The following is a 19,311-nucleotide window of genomic DNA, read 5'->3' as shown; positions in this document are numbered from 1 at the left end:
CGTCAGCACCCGGCGCGGCGGATAGTGTGACGCCGCTCCTTCCGAGCACCGTCGTACCGCACCGATAGGCTCACGGCCGTGACCGAACCCGCGCAGCTCAGCCACGTCGACCGCGCTGGCGCGGCCCGCATGGTCGACGTCTCCGCCAAGGCGGTGACGGGCCGGCTGGCCGTCGCGGCCGGCCGTTTGCGGACCACGCCCGAGGTCATCGACCTGCTGCACCGCGACGGGCTGCCCAAGGGCGACGCGTTGGCGGTCGGTCGACTGGCCGGGATCATGGGGGCCAAGCGCACTCCGGACCTGATCCCGCTCTGCCACCCGATCGCCCTGCACGGCGTCACCGTCGACCTGCGGTTGACCGCCGACACCGTGGAGATCACGGTCACCGCCCGCACGGCGGACCGTACGGGGGTGGAGATGGAGGCACTCACGGCGGTCGCCGTCGCTGGTCTCGCTCTGGTCGACATGGTCAAGGCGGTCGACCCGGCGGCCTCGGTGGAGGCGGTCCGGGTGCTCCGCAAGGAGGGCGGCAAGACCGGCGAGTGGGTCCGGCCGGAGGACCGGCCGTGATCCGGGCCCGGGTGATCGTCGCGTCCAACCGGGCCGCGGCCGGTGTCTACGCCGACACCAGTGGTCCGTTGCTCGTCGCCGGTCTGCGCGAGTTGGGGTGCCAGGTCGACGAGCCGGTGGTGGTGCCCGACGGTGAGCCGGTCGGCATCGCCTTGCAGGCGGCCCGCGCCGACGGGGTCGACGTGGTGCTGACCAGCGGTGGCACCGGGGTTACCCCGTCGGATCGGACGCCGGACGTGACTCGGGGTCTGCTGGATTACGAGATCCCCGGCATCGCTGAGGCGATCCGCGCGCACAGTCGTGACCGGGTGCCCACCTCGGTGCTGTCCCGAGGGTTGGCCGGGGTCGCCGGCCGGATGCTGGTGGTCAACCTGCCCGGCTCGACCGGCGGCGCCCGGGACGGCCTGGCCGTGCTCGGGCCGATCCTCGGGCACACCGTCGACCAGCTTCGCGGCGGAGACCACTGAATTCGCGGCGGTGACCACTGAATTCGCGGCGGTGACCTCGGACCGGTGCACGCCAGGCTCGGGCGGGTGTCGGTCCGTGCCGCTAGGCTCGGTCGGTGAGCACGGAAACCGCACCCACCGCGGATCGGGTCGCCGCACCCCCACCGGCCGGGTGGGAGGAAGCGCGGTCGCGGGTCTACGCGGTCGGGTTGGCCGCCGCGCTGCCCGCCGTCGCCCGACCACTGGTCGATACCGACGGGTCGACCCTGGCCGAGCCGTTGACCACCCGCACCGACCTGCCCGCCTTCCCGACCTCCAGCGTGGACGGCTGGGCGGTTCGCGGCGACGGCCCGTGGCGGGTCGTCGGCCGGGTGCTGGCGGGCAGCACCCCCGCGCCGCTCACCGAGGACGACACGACCGTCGAGATCGCGACCGGGGCCATGGTGCCGGAGGGCGCCACCGCCGTGCTGCGCGTGGAGGAGTCCACGACTGTCGAGGGCCTGGTCGCCGGCACTCCCCGGGAGACGCCCGAGTGGCGGAAGCCCGGCGAGGAGGCGTACTCCGGTGAGGAACTTCTGCCGGTCGGCACGCCGGTCGACCCGGCGGTGATCGGCCTGGCGGCCGCCTGCGGGCACGACACCCTGCGGGTCCGGCGGGCGCCGCGCGCCGCGCTGCTGGTGTTCGGCGACGAGCTGCTGACCGCGGGCCCTCCCTCGGCCGGTCGGGTCCGGGACGCGCTGGGCCCTGCGGTGCCGGCGTGGCTGCGGCGGTACGGCTGTCAGGTCCGCCCATCCGACGTGGTCGGCCCGGTGGCCGACACGCTGCCCGCGCACGTGGCGGCCCTGCGCTCGGCGTTGGCCAGTGCCGACCTGGTGTGCACCACCGGCGGCACGATGAACGGCCCGGTCGACCACCTGCACCCGACCCTGGAGGCGCTCGGCGCCGACTACGTGGTCAACACGGTGGCGGTCCGGCCGGGCTTCCCGATGCTGCTGGCCCGGTTGTCCGGCCACGATGGGCGGGTCCGGTTCGTGGCGGGGCTGCCGGGCAACCCGCAGTCCGCCATCGTCGCGCTGGTGTCGCTGGTCGCCCCGCTGCTCGCCGGCCTGCAGGCCCGCTCGATGCCGGTGCTGCCGCACGCCACGTTGACCGAGGCGGTGCCCGGTCGCGGTGACCACACCCACCTGGCGTTGGTCCGGTTGGACCGGGCCGCCGGGACCGCGTCCCCGGTGCGACACGTCGGCTCGGCGATGCTGCGCGGGCTGGCCGGCGCGGACGGGTTCGCCGTCATCCGGCCCGGCACCAGCGGCAAGACCGGCGATCGGGTGCCGATCGTGCCGTTGCCGCTGCTTCCCGGGGAGCGTGCGTCGTGACCGCGCCGGCGATCACCTTCGGCGAGATCACCGACCAGCCGCTCGACCTCGCCACGCACGAGGCGGCGGTCGCCGACCGCCGGGCCGGCGCCGTGGTCTCCTTCCAGGGCGTGGTCCGCGATCACGACCACGGCCGCCAGGTCACGAGCCTGGAATACGAGGGACACCCGAGCGCCGCACAGGTGCTTCGCGAGGTGGCCGCCGAGATCGCCGCAGAGCCCGACGTCTACGCGGTGGCGGTGTCGCACCGGGTCGGCCCGCTGGCGATCGGTGACGTGGCGCTGGTGGCCGCCGTGAGCACCGCGCATCGGGCGGCTGCCTTCGCGGCCTGCGCCCGACTGGTCGACGAGGTCAAGGCGCGCCTGCCGATCTGGAAGCGGCAGGTCTTCACCGACGGCACCGAGGAATGGGTCAACTGCCCCTGACCGCGTTCGTTCAGCGGCGGCCGTTGACCAGCACGCCTCTGGCGAGCCGGTCGCCGTAGAACGCCGGCTCCGCGCCCGGGCGCCACGGCAGGGCTGCGACCAGCACGATCAGCGCGACCGCGAGCGAGTTCTCCATCAGCGCACCGAAGAGACCATCCTGATAGTGCGACATCTCCGGTAGTTGGTGCTCGTACGGCCAGATCGGGGAGATCAGGAAAAGCAGGTAGAGCCCGATCGCGGCGACGCCGTGGCGGAGCCCGGTCAGCGTGGGATACCAGATCGGCGGGCGGAGCCCGTTCACCCCGGGCAGCCCGCCGAACACCTGGCCCTGGCCGGTGCGCAGCGGCATCCCCCGGCTCGCCTCCCGGCGGCGCACCGCGGCGTCGGCCAGCACGATGATCGCCGGGATCACCCAGACGAGGTGGTGCGTCCAGGAGATCGGGCTGATCACGTTCGCGGTCAGTCCGACCAGCGTGAACGCGGTCAGCTCGTCACCGTCGGCGCGGGAACTGGCCGCCCGGGACAGGCCCAGCGCCAGGATCAGCACCGAGAAGGCGAGCCAGAGCAGCCCGGGGGTCTCGATCGAGTCGTACAGCCGGGCGAGTAGGCCGGCGAGTGACTGGTTGGGCGTCATGTCTGCCGCGCCGACCCGCTCCGTCTGCCAGAGCACGCTGCCGAAGTAGGTTCGCGACTCGTCGCCGACGATCGCGAAGGTCGCCACCGTCACGCCGATCGTGGTGCCGATGGCAGTGGCCGCCACCCGCCACTGGCGAGTGAGCAGGAGGTAGGCGATGAACAGCGCCGGGGTGAGCTTGACCGCGGTGGCCAGGCCGATGCCGACGCCGGCCCAGGCCCCGCCGTAGATGAAGCGCAGCAGGGGGCCGTCCGTCGCGGCGTAGTGGGTGCCCCGGCGGGAGCGCCAGCGAAGGCCGATCAGATCAGCCATGATCAACGCGAACAGCAGGATGTTGACCTGGCCGTAGCCAAGGGTCTCCCGACTCGGCTCGATGGCGACCGCGAGCGGCACCGCCACAGCCACCGTGAACCACAGTGGCCAGCCCAGCCGGTCCACGATCGGGCGGAGCAACCCGGCCAGCACCAGCGCCAACGCGGCGATGCTGGCGCCAGCGTTGACCAGGCCGGCCGCGCCGATCGGCAGCTGCGCCATCGGCAGCATGACCAGCCCGGCGAACGGCGGGTAGGTGAAGCCGAGCGTGGTTCCGGGCGCGATGAACTCGTAGAGCTCGTGACCGCTCGCCCACCACACCACGGCACCGTGGTAGATCTTCATGTCGAAGAAGTTGTACGGCCGCCCGAAAGCACCGATGGCGAGCCATGCGGCGTAGGCGACGGCAGCCACGATGGCGCCCCGTACGACGTTCCTGCGATCGATCCCGCGCGTCACGCGGTCGATCCCGCGCGTCACACGTTGGATTGGGGCGAGGCGGTCCGCCCGTCTACCGACAGCCGTCGGCATGGCGTGGCCACCCCCGTACCAAGGTCGTCCTACCCGTCCAGGTCCTGCACGGAGCCTAGAGCGGCGCCTCACGTCAGTGCCTCCCGCGTTATGCGACCGTGTCCGATCCCACACATGTTTTTGACATTTCCACCGCGTTAACGCCTACCGGGTGGTTCAGGTAATTCGCGGCCTTAGCGGGGGATGGGGGTGGCACAGGAACGGATCGACGCAGGTCAGCCGGGGAGTCGCCGTGCGGTGGAGGCGGAGCGGACGGCGATCCGGGCCTCCCGCTTGGCCGTCCGGACGGCGCGCTCCATGGAACGTCGAGAGTGGCCGATGCGGTGGCCGGTTCGCCAGCGCAGACTCGGCTTGCCCTCGGTGTCGGCCGCGGCGAGCAGCAAACCGCCGAAGAGGCCGACGTTCTTCAGGAAATTCACCTTGTTCGTGTCGCGCGTGGCCGGGTCGTCGTCGTTCCAGAAGGGATGCCCGGCAATGGTCGTCGGCACGAGCGTACCGGCGAGGATCAGCGCGGCGGGCCGCGTCAGCCGCCCGGTGGCGAGCATCAGCCCGGCGCCGAGCTGCACCGCCGAGTTGATCCGGATCAGCTGCTCGGTCCCGGTGGGGAAGCTGGGGTGCACCTTCTGCAGCAGCGGCGCCGCCCGTTCGGTCACCGGCGCGGCCTTCTGGGCGAGCCGCTGCGGGGAACGAAAGTTGCGGTATCCGCTGACCACGAAGATCCCGCTCAACATGGCACGGGCGAGGGAGCGTACGGGCGTCATGGATCAGTCATACCCCGTCGCGGCGTTTGCTACCCCGGCAACAGCAGGATCCGGATCGGTGGTCGTGTACCTGCGCCACGCCGATTCGAGCGACCGTCACGGATGCGCCGGCTGTGGCGGGTAACGTCGCGCGGGTGACCACGCTGCGGCTACGACCTGAGGACCCGGCCGACGCCGGCCCGGTACGCCGCGTGCTGGCCGCCGCTTTCGCCCGCCCGGACGTGGCGACGCCGCCGGAGGTGAGCCTGGTCGACGAGTTGCGCGGCACTCCCGCCTGGTTTCCGGAGCTGGCCATGGTCGCCGAGTACGGCGGCGAGGTGGTCGGTTACGCGCTGCTCACCCGGGTGCGTGTGCGGCCGGAGCAGGGCTCGGACGTGCCGGTTCTGGCACTCGGCCCGGTGGCGGTCGCGCCGCACCGACAGCGTGTCGGGCACGGCACGGCGGTCGTGCAGGCCGCCCTGGACGCCTCCACCGAGCTGGGTGAGCGGCTGGTCGTGGTCCTCGGGAACCCGGCCTTCTACCGCCGGTTCGGCTTCAGCCCTGCGACTGAGCTGGGTCTGTCCGGCCCGTGGGCCGGTCTCGGTGAGCCCTGGCAGGCGCTGGTGCTGCCGCCGTCCACCAGTGATGAAGGTCCCCCGCCTCGCGGCGAGGTGCTCTTTCCGGCGCCCTGGGCGAAGGTCTGACCGCGCCGACGCGGTGTGTGCCGGTCAGGCCGGTTGGGTGCGCAGGTACCGGCCGAAGTGCGGGACCGTGAAGGCGACCGTGCCCCGCTCACCGGAGTAGATCAGGCCCTTCTTGATCAGCGCGTCCCGGGCCGGGGAGAGGCTGGCGGGTTTGCGGCCGAGGGCTCGGGCGATCTCCGCGGTGGGCACTGCGGCGTCCATGTCGTCGCGGACCACCGCTCCGGACTCGCCCTCGACCGCGGACATCATGGCCATCGCCCGCATGTACTCGCGTTCGGCCGGGGTGGCCCGTTCGAACCGGGATCCGAAGAACCCGACCGCCAGTTCGGCTTCCGCCTCGGGCGCGGCGACCCGCACGTCGGCGGCGGTGATCGGCGAGCGCGGCGCGTGATCCCAGGTCGCTTTGCCGTACGCCTGGACGAAGTAGGGATAGCCGCCGGACTTCTCGTAGAGCAGGTCGAGTGCCTTCTGCTCGTACTCGACCTCCTCGCGCTCGGCGGGCGCGCAGAGTGCCTGGTCGGCGGCGATCCGGTCGAGCCGGTCGATGCGCTGGTAGCGGAACAACCGTTCGGAGTACGACTTGGCGGCGCTGAGCACCGCCGGCAGGTGCGGCAGGCCGGCGCCGACGACGATCAGCGGCGCGCCGAGCTGGGACAGCTCATGGCAGGCGGCGCACAGCGCCGACACGTCCTCCGGGCCGAGGTCCTGCATCTCGTCGATGAAGATGGCGATGCCGGTGCCCACGTCGCTGGCCACTGCGGCGGCGTCACTGAACAGCTCGACCAGGTCGATCTCGATGTCGCCGGAGTCGGCCCGGCCGCTGGCGGCGGGCACGTCGATGCCGGGCTGCCACCGGTCGCGTAGTTTCGGGGCGGCACCGGCCCGGCCGGTCGGGGCGGACCGCTGGGCGAACGCCTTGAGGACGCCGAGGAACCCGTCGATCCGATCGGGCGCACGGTGTCGGGGGGCGAGCTCCCGGACCGCCATGTGCAGCGCGGCGGCGACCGGACGACGCAAGGACTGGTCCGGCCGTGCCTCGATCTTGCCGCTGCCCCAGAGGCGGTTGATGGCCTGCGACCGGAGAGTGTTGAGCAGAACCGTCTTGCCGACGCCGCGCAGGCCGGTGAGCATCAGGCTGCGTTCGGGTCGGCCCCGTGCGATGCGCTCGAGCACGATGTCGAAGACGTCCAGCTCCCGCCCCCGCCCGGCGAGTTCGGGCGGACGCTGGCCGGCGCCCGGCGCGTACGGGTTGCGGACCGGATCCACGCATTGCAGAGTATCGGGCCATCTAGCTGCGAGGCTAGACATGCATAGATGGGGCTACCGGCGTGTCGAGGCCGTCGACAGAAAACTAGGGCTGTCTAGCGTCCACGCTAGACAGCCCTAGTTTTGGCAATCGGGACTATCGCTTCTTCAGACAGAGCACATAGTCGAACAGGTCGACCGAGTTGTCGTGCACGTAGTTCGCGGTTGCCTGCGGCGCGAGCGTGTCGCACCGGTCCGCGTCGGTCGTCGCCGGAATCCGCAGCAGCACCTGATAGGTGTTCGGGCCGCACGGCACCTTGCGCAACTCCGCGTCGTCCTCGGTGCCGTCGTTCACCACGCAGTCGCCCCTCGCGAACTCCTCATCCGGAGTCGGCGCGGCCGACCTCGGTGCGTCGCTGGGCAGGGCGGGCGGAACGACCGGTGCGCTCGTCGACGGCGTACGTGCGGCGTCATCGCTGGCATCGGCGACCTTCCAGACCGCCCAACCGGCCAGGCCGAGGCACGGGCAGAGCAGGAGCAGGACCACCAGCGTGATGATGAGAGCGACCTTGCGGCCGGTCTTCTTCACCGGCGCGACGGGCGGCATCCCGTAACCGCCCGGGGGCGGTTGCCCCCACGGCGCGGGCGGCTGACCCGGCATGGGCCCGTGACCCGGCATGGGCCCGGCCGGTGGGAACGGCCCGGGTGGCGGGTATCCCGGGCCCGAGGTGGGCGGTGGTGCCCACATCGGTGCGGTCGGCGGTTCCGGGTTGTTCGGCGGCGGCCCCCACATCGGTGCGGTCGGCGGCTCCGCGCCGGTCGGCGGCGGCCCCCACTGCTGGCGGGTCGGATCCTCGGCGGGCGGTGGGGTGCCCCACTGGGGCACGGTTGGGTCGACCGGCGGCGAGCCGTCAGAACCGGTTGGTGGGCGCTGGTACGGGTCGTCCGGCTGACCGGAACCCGCTGGTCCGTAGGTCGTCATGTCATCCCCGAGGGTGGGTGGTCTCAGCGTTGCTTCAGGCAGAGGACGAAGTCGAGAGTGTCCAGCTCACTGTCGAAGAAGTACCAGTTGGTGTAACCCTGGACCTTCCCGCACTTGGCCTCCGCGTCCCGTTCGCCGCTGGTCGGGCCGTCGATCCGGCTCAGCACCTCGTACGACTTCGCGGCGCAGCCGCTGATCAGCAGCTTGGGCTTGCCGTCCGCCGCGCCGTCGTTGCGGACGCACTGGCCGACCTTGGCGAATCGGGGATCTGCCGACGACTCCGGCGCTGCGGCGCTCGGTGCGGGTTCGGTCGCGTCCGCGCTGGGCTCACCGGCAACGGCCGAACCAGACGGCGCGGCCAGCGGCGCTGGGTCGTCCTGCCCGCGCAGGAGCCAGAACGCACCGCCGGCAGCCACCACCAGCAGTACGACGGCCACTACCGCGATCAGCGGTCCCCGACCGCGTCGGCCCGGTGCCGGATCCCCGCCGTACGGGTCTTCGTCGGGCCGGTACGGCTGCCCGCCGTACGCCGGGTTCGGCCCCGCAGGCTGGTACGAGTCGCCGTAGGGCGACCCTGAACCACCTCCGTAGGGAGCGGCGGGTGGGCCGCCGTACGGCCCAGGTCGCCCCTGAGGCGAGGGCGGGTAGGACGGAACGGTGGGCGGATAGGACGGAGCTGCGGGCGGGTATGACGGGACTGCCGGCGGATAGGGCTGCTGCACCGGCCGTCCGGGCGTCTCGTCGGGTCGTTGCCCACGCCACGGTCCCGGGTTACCGCCCCCCGGTGGTCCGTAGTTCGTCATGCCGCCCTCCTGCACAAGTGGTGAGAGGCCGGCCACCAATGCGCGACGCCGACTCCAACGTCACCGTAGCGTGGTCCACTGATGAGCTCACCTCCACCGAGCGCCGCAGCCCTCGCTGACCGACGCGCCGGCGCCGCGCCGACCCTGATCTGGACCGCGTTGATCGTGGTCTACGTGCTCTGGGGGTCCACCTATCTGGCCATCCGGATCACCGTGGAGACGCTGCCTTCACTGCTGTCGGCCGCCCTGCGGTTCGCCGTCGCCGGCCTGATCCTGGCGGTCGTGCTGCGGCTGCGCCGAGGCCCCGGGGCCCTGCGGGTGGACCGGCGGCAACTCGGCTCCGCCGCGCTGGTCGGGGTGCTCCTGCTCGCGGGTGGCAACGGCCTGGTGGTGCTCGCCGAATCCGGGCCGCCCGGAGTGGCGGTGCCGTCCGGGATCGCCGCGTTGCTGGTGGCGACCGTGCCGCTGCTCGTGGTGCTGTTGCGCTCGGCCAGCGGGGACCGGCCACCGATCTGGACGTTCGCCGGGGTCACCGTGGGCTTCGCTGGCCTGATCCTGCTGGTGCTGCCCGCCGGCAACTCGGACGCGGTGCCGCTGGTCGGGGCGTTGACCGTGGTGGCGGCGGCTACCTCCTGGTCGGTCGGGTCGTTCCTGTCCGGACGGATCCGGATGCCCGCCGACCCCTTCGTGGCCACGGTGTACGAGATGCTGGCCGGCGCGTTGCTGCTGGCCGTCGTCGCCGCCGGTCGGGGCGAGCTGGCCGATTTCCACCCGGCGGCGGTCAGCACCCGGTCCTGGCTGGCGCTGGCCTATCTCATGGTGGCCGGCTCGCTGGTGGCGTTCACCGCGTACGTCTGGCTTCTGCACAACGCTCCCATCTCGCTGGTGTCGACGTACGCCTACGTCAATCCGGCGGTCGCGGTGGCGCTCGGTGCGCTGCTGGTGGCCGAACCGATCACCCCGCAGGTGCTGCTCGGCGGTGCGGTCATCGTCGCCGGGGTCGCTCTGGTGGTGACCACCGAACGGCCCCGCCGGGCGGGCGCGGGATCACGTTCGGGGACCTCGCCGGTGAGCGACCGCCGGTAGCGTCCGGCCCATGTCGGCTGCTGCGCTGGTGCCGGTCGCGCTGCTCGGCGCGCTGGTCGGCCTCGTCGTACCCCGACTGGCCCGGCGCTTCACCACCCGGCCGGCCAGGTCGGGGGCTGGCCCGCGACGGCGGCGGGGCGCGTGGGTGTGGCTCAGCCCGGCGGTCGCGGCCGTGGTGTTCGCCGGGCTCGCGGTCGCCCGGGGTGACGACCCTGCGCTGCCGGTCTTCCTCGCGGTTGCGGCGGTGGGGCTGGTGCTGGCCGTGGTCGATCTGGCCTGCCTGCGGCTGCCTGACCCGTTGGTCCTCGTCGCCGGGGTGCTGGCCCTCGGTGGTCTGACCGCTGCGGCGGTGCTGGCCGGCACTCCCGGCCGGTTACTCGGCGCGCTGGCCGGCGCGGCGGTCGCTGGCTCAGCGCACGTGCTGCTGGCCCTGCTGCCCGGCTCCCGGTTGGGCTTCGGGGACGTGAAGCTCGCCGCCGTTCTCGGCCTGCCGCTCGGCTGGCTGGGCCGGGACGCTCTGCTGGCCGGGCTGCTCCTGCCTCACCTGCTGCACGGTGGCCTGGTGCTCGGGTTGCTAGCCGCGCGGCGGGTACGCCGGGACACCCTGCTGCCACTCGGTCCAACCCTGCTAGCGGGCGCCTGGCTAGCCGTCCTCCTAGCCTGACCCCTGGTCCGTCGTCCCCTCCCCCCTTTCGCGCTGATCTTGCACTTCCTGCCCCGACATAAGGGGCATTCCACGTATCACAGCGACCGAAAGTGCAAGATCGCGCGGCGGTGGGGGTGAGGGGGGAGAGAGGGCGGGGGGTTAGATGAGGCGGAGTTGGCGGTCTTTGGGGCGTCGGGGCTCTGTCTCGCCGAACCGCTCGAACAGGCCTGGGTCGATGACGCTGAGGAATGGCGACGGGGCGCAGTCCCGCTCCGTGCCGTGTCGGGTGCGGCGGGCGGCGTGACTGACGTACAGCCGGTCCTGGGCCCGGGTCAGGCCGACGAAGAAGAGCCGGCGCTCCTCGGCGACCGCGTCCTCGTCGGTCGTCGAGCCCGGCCAGCGCAGCGGCAGCAACCCGTCCTCGACGCCGACCAGGAAGACCACCGGGAACTCCAGGCCCTTCGCGGCGTGCAGGGTGAGCAGCGTGACCGCCTCCGCGCGCGGGTCGAGCGCGTCCACCTCCGCACCGGTGGACAGTTGCGACAGGAACGTCTCCAGGTCGTCGCCGCAGCGTCGGGCCAGCGGGGTCAGCAGGTCCACGGCCGAGCGGACGTCCTCGGGACGTACCGTGCCGGTGCCATCCAGGGTGGGCACGGCGAACCGCTCCGCGACCACCTGGCCGGCCAGCCGCACCCGAGCCGCCAGCGAGCCGGCCAACCCGTCGGCGTGTCGCAGCTCGCGGGCGATCGCCGCCACCCCCGGCCGATCCCGAAGTCGGTCGTGTGAACGCTTCTGCACTGGAATGTTGGCCCGGGTCAGGGCGTCCACGATCGGCGCGGCCTGCGCGTCGGTGCGGTACAGCACGGCGATGTCGGAGAACGACAGCGAGGTGGACCGGCCGTCGATCCGACCCGAGTCCAGCGAACGGTGGGACAGCCCGCCGACCAGATCGTCGACGGTACGGACCACGAAGTCGGCTTCCTCGGTGACGGAACCTGCCGGATAGCGCCCGACCAGCGGGGCTTCCGGGTCGAGTCGGGCCGGGTCCAGTCGCCGGCCGCGGACCAGCGAGGACGGTGCGATGGCCTGCGCCGCGGCGGCCAGGATCGGCGCCGACGAGCGGTAGTTGCGGTTGAGTCGGACCAACCGGGCGTCCGTGAAGTCCGCGGAGAAGCGCAGGAAGTAGCCGACGTCGGCGCCCCGGAACGAGTAGATCGCCTGGTCCGGGTCGCCGATCGCGCACAGGTTGCCGTCCGCCGGGCTGAGCAGCTGCAGCAGCTCGTACTGCATCGCGTCGACGTCCTGGTACTCGTCGACGAAGATCCACCGCCAGCGGTCCCGATACCGCTCGACCAGCTTCCGATCGGCCTTCAGTAGCTCCACCGGCAGGCTCACCAGCTCGTCCAGGTCGACCAGGTCCTGCTTGCGCAGCAGCGCGGTGTAACCGGCGCTGTCGTCACCGGCCTCCGACCGGGCCGCCGCCCGCTCCGCGTCGTCCGCGATGCGGAAACTGGCCGGCAGGCCCGCCGCGTCGGCGTTCTCCCGCAGAATGGTCAACCCCAGCGCGTGGAACGTGCCGACGGTGACGTCCTCCGCGACCGGGCCGAGCAGGCTGTCGAGGCGGTGCCGCAGCTCCTCGGCGGCCCGGCGGGTGAACGTGATCGCGAGGCAGTGCTCGGGAAAGACGTTCAGCTCCGCGCACAGGTAGGCGATCCGGTGGGTGAGCGTCCGGGTCTTGCCGGTGCCCGGACCAGCCACGATGAGCAGCGGACCGCCGGGTGCGGAGGCGGCCACCCGCTGCATCGCGTCCAGCCGGTCCAGCAGGCCGGTGCCGACCTCCTCCATGCCGGAGAGCATCGGCTCGAACGGTTCGTGGGGAGACGGCGGCGACGCGATCGGCGGTGCGGGAGCCGGGATCGGCTTACGCTTCGGCTCCGCTTTCGCCACCGCCGGGCGCTTGGCCGTCGAGCGGGCCGCCGGCTCCGTGGGTCGCCGCTGCGCCGGCACCGGTACGTCGAACAGCGTCTCCTGTGCGGTGCCGGCGTTGGCGCCCAGCTCCGCCGGGTCGAAGAGCGTGATCACCCCGTACTCGCCGTCGTAGCCCGGCACCCGGTGCACCTCGCCGCGCCGCAACCGTCCAATGCCCTCGGCCAGCAGCTCACCACCTGCCTGCGCGATGTCGGTCAGCGGCGTCGTGGTCAGGATCTCCAGCTCCGGGCCGAGCGCGGCGAGCAACTCGTTGAGTCGCCCCTCGACCTTCTTCGACCGGGCGCCCACCTTGTTGATCTCACCGAGGATCTCGGCCAACGGCACCAGGTGGGTGACATCACGGGCGTGCGCCGGCCGGTGCCCCACCGGGCGGTCCGCCAGCTCCTCGACCCGGCTGAGGACGCCCACGGTGAGCGGCTTGCCGCACTCGGGGCAGCGCCCGCCGGCCGCGCGGGTGCGCTCCGGGGACCAGGTGACCCCACACAGTCGGTGCCCGTCCGCGTGGTACTTGCCCTCCTCCGGAAAGAACTCGATGGTGCCGGCCAGGCCATCGCCGGTCCGCAGCGCCTCCCGGACGGCGAAGTAGTCCCGTTCGGCGGTCAGCACGGTCGCTTCCCGACCCAGGGCCGGTGGCGAGTGCGCGTCGGAGTTGGACACCAGTTGGTAGCCGTCCAGGCTCCCGACCCGCCAGTTCATCGCCGGGTCGGAGGAGAGCCCCGTCTCCACGGCGAAGATGTGTTCGGCCAGGTCGGCGTAGCAGTCCGCGATCGCGTCGAAGCCGGACTTGGAGCCCAGCGCGGAGAACCACGGCGTCCAGATGTGCGCCGGCACCAGGTAACCGTCCGGGCTGGCCTCCAGGGTGATCTCCAGCAGGTCGCGGGAGTCCAGGCCGAGGATCGGCCGGCCGTCCGAGCCGAGGTTGCCGATCCGACCGAGCGCGGTGTTGAAGCGGGCCACCGCGTCGAGATCCGGCAGGTAGATCAGGTGATGCACCTTGCGGGTCAGGTCGTCCCGCTTGTAGATGGTGGAGATCTCCACGCTCAGCATGAACCGGACCGGGTCCGCCTCCGCCGTCCCGGCGAGGCGGGGCGGCAGCCGGCGGGCGATGTCCCGTTCGGCCTCGGCGTCGAGCCGGTACAACCCCGGCTCGGCCGGGCGCAGCGTCTCCCGCAGGTGGTCGTACCAGGCGGGGTGGGTGAAGTCGCCGGTGCCGAGCAGACCGATGCCCTTACGCCGAGCCCACCACGCGAGGTTCGGCAGGGTGAGGTCACGGCTGCACGCGCGCGAGTACTTCGAGTGGATGTGCAGGTCCGCGACGAATGGCGGGAGGCCACCGGGGGGTACGGCGCTGAACGGAGGCACGCCGCATCCTGTCACGCCCGCCGCGCCGGCCGCCTGCCGCCACGCGCGGACGTGACGCTCGCTATGCCGAGCGCAACTCGACCAGACTGATCTGCGGCTCGGCCCCGACCCGGACCGGCGGCCCCCAGAAACCGGCGCCGTTGGTTACGTAGACCTTGGTGCCGTCGACCTCGCCGAGCCCGCTGACCACCGGTTGCTCCAGTCGTACGGCCAGGTTGAACGGCACCATCTGCCCGCCGTGGGTATGCCCGGACAGTTGCAGGTCGACGCCGTACCTGGCCGCCTCCTTCGCCGCCAACGGCTGGTGTGCGAGCAGAACCACGGGGCGGCTCGGGTCGCGGTCACCGAGGGCGGCGGCGAAGTCCGGCCCGGCGGCGAGGCCAGTGCCCGCCGCCGTCAGGTCGTTCACGCCGGCCAGGTCGAGCACACCGCCCCGGGCCTGGATCTCCTGCCGCCGGTTCTGCAGCACCCGCAGGCCGAGCCGATCGACCTCCTGGACCCACTCCTCCACCCCCGAGTAGTACTCGTGGTTGCCGGTGACGAAGAAGCTGCCGTACCGGGAACGCAGGTCGCGCAGCGGCGCGGCGGCCGAGCCGAGCTCGGCGACCGAGCCGTCGACCAGGTCCCCGACAACCGCGACCAGGTCCGCGTCGAGCCGGTTGATCGCGGCGACGATCCGCTCGGTGTGTGCCCGACCGCGCAGCGGGCCGAGGTGGATGTCGGAGACGGTGGCGATGCGCAGGCCATCCATGCTGCGGGGGAGCTTGGCGAGCGGGATCTGCACCCGGTCGAGTCGTGGCGGGCCGAGCGCCGTGCGGATGCCGTACCCCGTGATGCCCGTGGCGGTGAGGCCGGCGAAGATGGCCGCCCCACGGGCCAGCAGCAGCCGACGGGCCGGGTCGTGGTCCGGTGCCGCGACAGCGCCGGTGGCCGGCGGCTCGGTCGGCCCGGCGGCACCGACCAGCACCGGTTCCGGCGCGGCGGTGGTCGGCTCCGCGGCAACCACCCGGCGGCGCAGCACCAGCCGGGTGACCAGCATCGGTACTTCCAGCACGACCAGCACGACCAGCAGGTAGAACATCAGCGCGAGCCACAGGTAGCCCGGCCAGGCGAGCCAGTAGAGCCCGGCCTGCGTTCCGGCGAGGGTGACCGGCACGAGGAGCGCCAACACCACGGCGGCGATCGCGCCGGCCCGCCGCCAACGGCCCGGGGTGGTGGTGTCCCGAATGAGCCGCTTCCACAGGTAGAAATGGATGCCGCCGACGGCCAGCGCCAGGACAGCCACGAACCCCAGAACCGCCAACATGTGCGCGCGCCTCCCTCAGCCGCCCGCGAACGGGGGCAGGACATCGATCGTGGCCCCGGCCGGCAGGGGTGCCTGACGATCATGACAGGTGACGCCGTCCACCAGAAAACTCGCCACACGAAGCACGGCGGCGAGCCGGTCGCCGTGTCGCTGGGTCAGCTCGGCCGTGAGGGCGTCGAGCGACCGGCCTGCGGGCATGCCCTCTTCGGCGCGCCCGGCGGCGGCGCGGGCACCCGCGAAGTAGCGGACGGTCAGCGGCGTCGTGTCCACGCCTCAACCTCCGATCGCGGACATCGGCCGGGTCGGCTGGAGGAAGGTGGGGTCGTCGATGCCGTGCCCGGCGCGCTTGCCCCACATCGCGGTACGCCAGCGACGCGCCAACTCGTCGTCGTCCGCGCCGGTGCGGAGCGCGGCACGCAGGTCGGACTCCTCCGTTGCGAAGAGGCAGGCGCGGACCTGGCCGTCTGCGGTCAGCCGGGTGCGGTCGCAGTCCCCGCAGAACGGGCGGGTGACGCTGGCGATCACACCGACCCGGGCGGGGCCGCCGTCGACCAGCCACGTCTCTGCCGGTGCCGCGCCGCGCTCGGTCGGGTCGGGACTGAGATCGAAGGCGGTACGCAGGGAGGTCAGGATCTCCTCGGCGGTGACCATCGTGTCGCGGTCCCAGCCGTGCTGGGCGTCCAACGGCATCTGCTCGATGATCCGCAGCTGGTAGTCGTGGTCGAGAGCGAAGCGGAGCAGGGCCGGCGCCTCGTCCTCGTTGACACCGCGCATCAGCACAGAATTGATCTTCACGGGACTGAGCCCGGCCGCCGCCGCCCCGGCGAGCCCGGCCAGCACCGCGTCGAGGCGGGGGCGGCGGGTGAGCCGGAGGAAGCGGTCCGGATCCAGGGTGTCCAGTGAGACGTTCACCCGGTCCAGGCCAGCCGTGCGCAGCGCCGGGGCCAGCCGGTCCAGGCCGATGCCGTTGGTGGTCAGCGAGACCCGGGGGCGGGGTGTCAACGCGGCGACCGCGCTCACGATGCCGAGCAGCCCGGGTCGGATCAGCGGCTCACCGCCGGTGAACCGCACCTCGGTCACACCGAGCCGCTCGACGGCCACCCGGACCAGCCGGACGATCTCCTCGTCGGTCAGCAACTCGGGGCCGGCCAGCCAGGGCAGCCCTTCCGCCGGCATGCAGTAGGTGCAGCGCAGGTTGCACTTGTCGGTGAGGGACACGCGCAGGTCTCGGGCGACGCGGTCGTACCGGTCGACGAGGACGCCGTCGGTCCCCGGGGTGACGCTCACCTGTCGACCGTAGCGCGCTCGGCCCGGCCCAGGACGGCATGGGCAGTCTGGACGACCACATCCCGGTAGCTGCCACCGAAGAGCGCGGTGTGCACGAGCAGCAGATGCAGTTGATGCAGTGGCACCCTGTCGCGCCACCCGTCCGGCAGCGGCCAACTCTCCTGGTAGGCGGCCAGCACCCGGTCCAGGTAGGGGATGCCGCCGAAGAGAGCGAGCTGGGCGAGATCCGTCTCCCGGTGCCCGCCGTGCGCCGCCGGGTCGACGAGCCAGGCCCGGTCGTCGACGCCCCACAGCACGTTGCCCGGCCACAGGTCGCCGTGGATGCGTGCGGGCGGCTCGTCGCCGCCAAGCCCGTCGACCCGACCGATCACCTGCTCGACCAGCGCGGCGTCGGCACTGGTCAGCGCACCACCGTCGACCGAGCGTCGCAGGTAGGGGGCGAGGCGCCGCTCCGCGAACCAGGTCGACCAGGGCCCGTCCGCGAGGGTGTTGTCCTGTGGAAGTGACCCGATGAAACCGGGCCAGGTCGCACCGAAGGCGGTTGCGCCCGCCCGGTGCAGGCCAGCCAACTCCCGGCCGAAGCGCTCCGCGGCCTCCGGCGTCGGCTCGCCGGGCTCCACCCAGTCGAGCGCCAGCAGGTCTGGCAACGCCACGATCACCTCGGGTACGCCGACCGCGCCGGCCTCCCGCAGCCAGCGCAACCCGGCGGCCTCGGCGGCGAACAAGCCCTCCGGCGCCGGTCGGTCGGCCCTCTCGGGCCAGGACTTGGCGAAGACGGAGTGACCGTCGTCCAGGGTGAGTCGGGCGGCGGCGCAGATGTTTCCCCCGGCGACCGGCGTCTCCCGGATCCGCTGGTGCGTCCGAAAGGTCGGCAGGTGTGCCGGGTGTGCGCGCAGGTACGCCAGGTCCATCAGCGCACGGTAACCGCTCCCCGCGACAACTCGGTCCCGCCCGAAGACATCGAGTCTCTTCCGGCACCCGTAGGTGCGGGATGAGCAGGAAAAACACGCTGAGTAACTGTGGATAAGCCGCGTGTCATCCACAGGGTCTGTGGAGCCGGGCAGATCCGCCGCAGGCTTCCGACATGACCTCGACCGAACGCCCTCAGCTCGCCGTCCGCTCGCCCGCCGATCTGATCGCCGCTGTGCCGTACCTGCTCGGCTTTCATCCCACGGACAGCGTGGTCGCCGTGGCGTTGCTCGGCCGGCAGATCATCTTCGCCGCCCGTGCGGACCTGCCCGACCCGTCGACTGATGCGGTCGAGCGGGCCCGGCACCTGGCCGGCGTGATCCGTCGGCAGGGCGCGGAGGCCGCCACCGTGGTCGGCTACGGGCAACCCGACCGGGTCACCCCGGTCGTGGACGCGGTGCGCGCCGCACTGAGCGCCGCCGGGATGGAGGTGCTCGACGCGCTGCGGGTGACCGACGGCCGGTGGTGGTCCTATCTCTGCACCGAGCCCGACTGCTGCCCGCCCGAGGGTCGGCGCTACGACCCGACCGCGAACCCGGTGACCGCCTCGGCGGTCTTCGCCGGCCAGGTCGCACTCCCCGACCGGGCCGCCCTCGTGGCGCAGGTGTCACCGGTGGACGGCCCGGCCCGGGACGCGGCGCGCGCGGCCACCGCCCGCGCCCAGTTGAGGCTGGTCGAGCTGGTCGAGCATGCTCCCGAGAGCGACCTGCTCGGCGCTCGGGCGCTGCGCTCCGCCGGGGTGGCGGCGGTCCGCGAGGCCCAGCGCCGGCAGCGGCGCGGTGAGCGACTAGACGACGATGAAGTGGCCTGGTTGAGCCTGCTGCTGACCCACCTACCGGTCCGCGATCACGCCTGGGAACGCACCGACGGTCGGGACCGGGACATCGCCCTCTGGACCGACGTGCTGCGCCGGGTCGAGCCGGAGTTGGCCGCCGCGCCCGGTGCGTTGCTGGCGTTCGCGGCCTGGCGCGCGGGGCAGGGGGCGTTGGCGGCGGTCGCGCTCGAACGGACGCTGAGCCTGCACCCCGACTACTCGCTCGCCGTGCTGCTGGACGACCTGCTCCGGCGCGGCGTGCCCCCGTCCGAGCTGGACGGCTGGCCGTCGGTCGGGATGCCCGGTGTGATCCGCCCTCGTAAACGGAGCCGACGTGGCCGCCGCTGACCAGTTCGGTAGCACCGGCGGTGCTACCAGAGTTGATAGGCTGGCGGCCATGACCGTGAAGCGCTCCGTGAGCCTCCCCGACGACGTCGCGGAGTGGCTCGACCAGCAGCCCAACGTCTCGGCCGCGATCACCGCGGCGGTGCGGGCCCAGATGGCCGGCGTGCACGTCCACGAGGTGCTGCGCCGAGCCGGCATCGAGGCGACCGAGGCGGGCAGGGCACGGTGGCGGGAGCGGCTGGCGACACCCATTCCGCCGGACGCCCTGGCCGAGGGACGCCGGATGTTGGGAGGTGCCGGATGAGCGATCGGATCGCGGCCGTGTTCGACGCGTCAGCGTTGACGGCCTACCTCGAGGGCAACGTGTCGGTGGGGGAGTTGATGCTGGAGGTCGCCGATGAGGGGCGGCAGGTGGCCGTTCCCGCGACCTGCCTGGCGGTCGCGTTCGCGAGCGTGGACGACGACATCGGTGCCGCGCTGCTGGCCCTGATGATGACTGCCCCGATGATCTGCCTGCTGCCACTCGATGCCGACGATGTGCGGGACACCGGCACACTGGCCCGTGCCGCGGGTGGAGACATCTCGCTCGGCCATGCCGCCCGTGCGGCACTCACCCACGAGGCGCACTACGCGACCGCGCAGTCCACGATGGCGGCGAAGGTGCTACCAACCAACTGGAGCATCCTCGACCTGACCTGACGTACGGCAGGGCAGCGTCCACGGCGCGACCGGTGCTGATCAA

20 protein-coding genes are annotated in these 19,311 nt (G+C 72.5%); 10 read left to right on the top strand and 10 right to left on the bottom strand.

Features of this window, described 5'->3' with window-relative positions:
* Positions 1 to 78: 78 nt before the first annotated feature.
* From moaC to PCA76_RS32380, 4 genes are all read left to right on the top strand, one after another.
* On the top strand, positions 79 to 570 hold the full coding sequence (gene moaC, locus PCA76_RS32395) for a cyclic pyranopterin monophosphate synthase MoaC (RefSeq protein ID WP_272614323.1): 492 nt from the start codon (positions 79 to 81) through the stop codon (positions 568 to 570).
* The gene (locus PCA76_RS32390; protein ID WP_272614322.1) at positions 567 to 1,037 is read left to right on the top strand and encodes a MogA/MoaB family molybdenum cofactor biosynthesis protein; all 471 of its coding nucleotides are present in this window, start codon (positions 567 to 569) and stop codon (positions 1,035 to 1,037) included. The genes moaC and PCA76_RS32390 overlap by 4 nt, the downstream gene beginning before the upstream one ends.
* A 95-nt stretch (positions 1,038 to 1,132) precedes the next feature.
* Positions 1,133 to 2,389, top strand: a complete 1,257-nt coding sequence (locus PCA76_RS32385; RefSeq protein WP_272614321.1) for a molybdopterin molybdotransferase MoeA — start codon at positions 1,133 to 1,135, stop codon at positions 2,387 to 2,389.
* On the top strand, positions 2,386 to 2,814 hold the full coding sequence (locus PCA76_RS32380; protein WP_272614319.1) for a molybdenum cofactor biosynthesis protein MoaE: 429 nt from the start codon (positions 2,386 to 2,388) through the stop codon (positions 2,812 to 2,814). The genes PCA76_RS32385 and PCA76_RS32380 overlap by 4 nt, the downstream gene beginning before the upstream one ends.
* A 10-nt stretch (positions 2,815 to 2,824) precedes the next feature.
* Here the strand turns inward: PCA76_RS32380 and PCA76_RS32375 are convergent, their stop codons facing one another.
* Entirely contained in the window at positions 2,825 to 4,291 is a 1,467-nt protein-coding gene (locus PCA76_RS32375; protein WP_272614317.1) for a glycosyltransferase 87 family protein, read from the bottom strand.
* A 215-nt stretch (positions 4,292 to 4,506) separates the two neighbouring features.
* Positions 4,507 to 5,052, bottom strand: coding sequence for a DoxX family protein (locus tag PCA76_RS32370; protein WP_272614316.1), 546 nt, complete (start codon positions 5,050 to 5,052; stop codon positions 4,507 to 4,509).
* Between the two features lie 134 nt (positions 5,053 to 5,186).
* On the opposite strand from PCA76_RS32370, the gene PCA76_RS32365 reads away from it, so the two are divergent.
* The gene (locus PCA76_RS32365; RefSeq protein ID WP_272614314.1) at positions 5,187 to 5,735 is read left to right on the top strand and encodes a GNAT family N-acetyltransferase; all 549 of its coding nucleotides are present in this window, start codon (positions 5,187 to 5,189) and stop codon (positions 5,733 to 5,735) included.
* Positions 5,736 to 5,759: 24 nt separating this feature from the next.
* Here the strand turns inward: PCA76_RS32365 and PCA76_RS32360 are convergent, their stop codons facing one another.
* The 3 genes from PCA76_RS32360 to PCA76_RS32350 all read right to left on the bottom strand — a co-directional run bounded on the left by PCA76_RS32360 (position 5,760) and on the right by PCA76_RS32350 (position 8,411).
* Positions 5,760 to 7,001 carry an ATP-binding protein gene (locus PCA76_RS32360; RefSeq protein ID WP_272614313.1) on the bottom strand — a complete coding sequence of 414 codons (1,242 nt, stop codon included), beginning with the start codon at positions 6,999 to 7,001 and terminating at the stop codon, positions 5,760 to 5,762.
* A gap of 136 nt (positions 7,002 to 7,137) precedes the next feature.
* Positions 7,138 to 7,587, bottom strand: a complete 450-nt coding sequence (locus tag PCA76_RS32710) for an LppU/SCO3897 family protein (RefSeq protein ID WP_336298086.1) — start codon at positions 7,585 to 7,587, stop codon at positions 7,138 to 7,140.
* 398 nt (positions 7,588 to 7,985) lie between these two features.
* The gene (locus PCA76_RS32350) at positions 7,986 to 8,411 is read right to left on the bottom strand and encodes an LppU/SCO3897 family protein (protein ID WP_336298085.1); all 426 of its coding nucleotides are present in this window, start codon (positions 8,409 to 8,411) and stop codon (positions 7,986 to 7,988) included.
* 435 nt (positions 8,412 to 8,846) lie between these two features.
* On the opposite strand from PCA76_RS32350, the gene PCA76_RS32345 reads away from it, so the two are divergent.
* Together PCA76_RS32345 and PCA76_RS32340 are read left to right on the top strand one after the other, a co-directional pair.
* Positions 8,847 to 9,851 (top strand): EamA family transporter, encoded by a 1,005-nt coding sequence (locus tag PCA76_RS32345; RefSeq protein WP_272614311.1) that lies wholly within the window; start codon positions 8,847 to 8,849, stop codon positions 9,849 to 9,851.
* Between the two features lie 10 nt (positions 9,852 to 9,861).
* Positions 9,862 to 10,515, top strand: a complete 654-nt coding sequence (locus PCA76_RS32340; RefSeq protein ID WP_272614310.1) for a prepilin peptidase — start codon at positions 9,862 to 9,864, stop codon at positions 10,513 to 10,515.
* Positions 10,516 to 10,656: 141 nt separating this feature from the next.
* Here PCA76_RS32340 and PCA76_RS32335 read toward each other — a convergent pair whose 3' ends face one another.
* From PCA76_RS32335 to PCA76_RS32315, 5 genes are all read right to left on the bottom strand, one after another.
* A complete protein-coding gene (locus tag PCA76_RS32335) occupies positions 10,657 to 13,848 on the bottom strand; it encodes a UvrD-helicase domain-containing protein (protein WP_272614309.1) in 3,192 nt (1,063 codons plus the stop codon).
* A gap of 61 nt (positions 13,849 to 13,909) precedes the next feature.
* Positions 13,910 to 15,154, bottom strand: coding sequence for a metallophosphoesterase (locus PCA76_RS32330; RefSeq protein ID WP_272614307.1), 1,245 nt, complete (start codon positions 15,152 to 15,154; stop codon positions 13,910 to 13,912).
* Between the two features lie 15 nt (positions 15,155 to 15,169).
* Positions 15,170 to 15,424, bottom strand: coding sequence for a MoaD/ThiS family protein (locus PCA76_RS32325; RefSeq protein ID WP_272614306.1), 255 nt, complete (start codon positions 15,422 to 15,424; stop codon positions 15,170 to 15,172).
* 3 nt (positions 15,425 to 15,427) lie between these two features.
* Positions 15,428 to 16,441, bottom strand: a complete 1,014-nt coding sequence (gene moaA / locus PCA76_RS32320; protein ID WP_272614305.1) for a GTP 3',8-cyclase MoaA — start codon at positions 16,439 to 16,441, stop codon at positions 15,428 to 15,430.
* Complete coding sequence (locus tag PCA76_RS32315) at positions 16,438 to 17,352, bottom strand: fructosamine kinase family protein (RefSeq protein WP_272614303.1); 915 nt, start codon at positions 17,350 to 17,352, stop codon at positions 16,438 to 16,440. The genes moaA and PCA76_RS32315 overlap by 4 nt, the downstream gene beginning before the upstream one ends.
* Positions 17,353 to 17,525: 173 nt before the next feature.
* Here PCA76_RS32315 and PCA76_RS32310 point away from each other — a divergent pair, with 173 nt between their 5' ends.
* The 3 genes from PCA76_RS32310 to PCA76_RS32300 are packed head-to-tail and all read left to right on the top strand — an operon-like array spanning position 17,526 to position 19,268.
* On the top strand, positions 17,526 to 18,572 hold the full coding sequence (locus PCA76_RS32310) for a DUF4192 domain-containing protein (protein WP_272614302.1): 1,047 nt from the start codon (positions 17,526 to 17,528) through the stop codon (positions 18,570 to 18,572).
* Positions 18,573 to 18,621: 49 nt separating this feature from the next.
* Entirely contained in the window at positions 18,622 to 18,873 is a 252-nt protein-coding gene (locus PCA76_RS32305) for a hypothetical protein (protein ID WP_272614300.1), read from the top strand.
* Complete coding sequence (locus PCA76_RS32300) at positions 18,870 to 19,268, top strand: hypothetical protein (protein ID WP_272614299.1); 399 nt, start codon at positions 18,870 to 18,872, stop codon at positions 19,266 to 19,268. The genes PCA76_RS32305 and PCA76_RS32300 overlap by 4 nt, the downstream gene beginning before the upstream one ends.
* The last annotated feature ends 43 nt before the right edge of the window (positions 19,269 to 19,311 follow it).

This window comes from Micromonospora sp. LH3U1, from assembly GCF_028475105.1.
Lineage (GTDB): Bacteria > Actinomycetota > Actinomycetes > Mycobacteriales > Micromonosporaceae > Micromonospora.
This window is presented reverse-complemented; position numbering and strand designations above follow the sequence as displayed.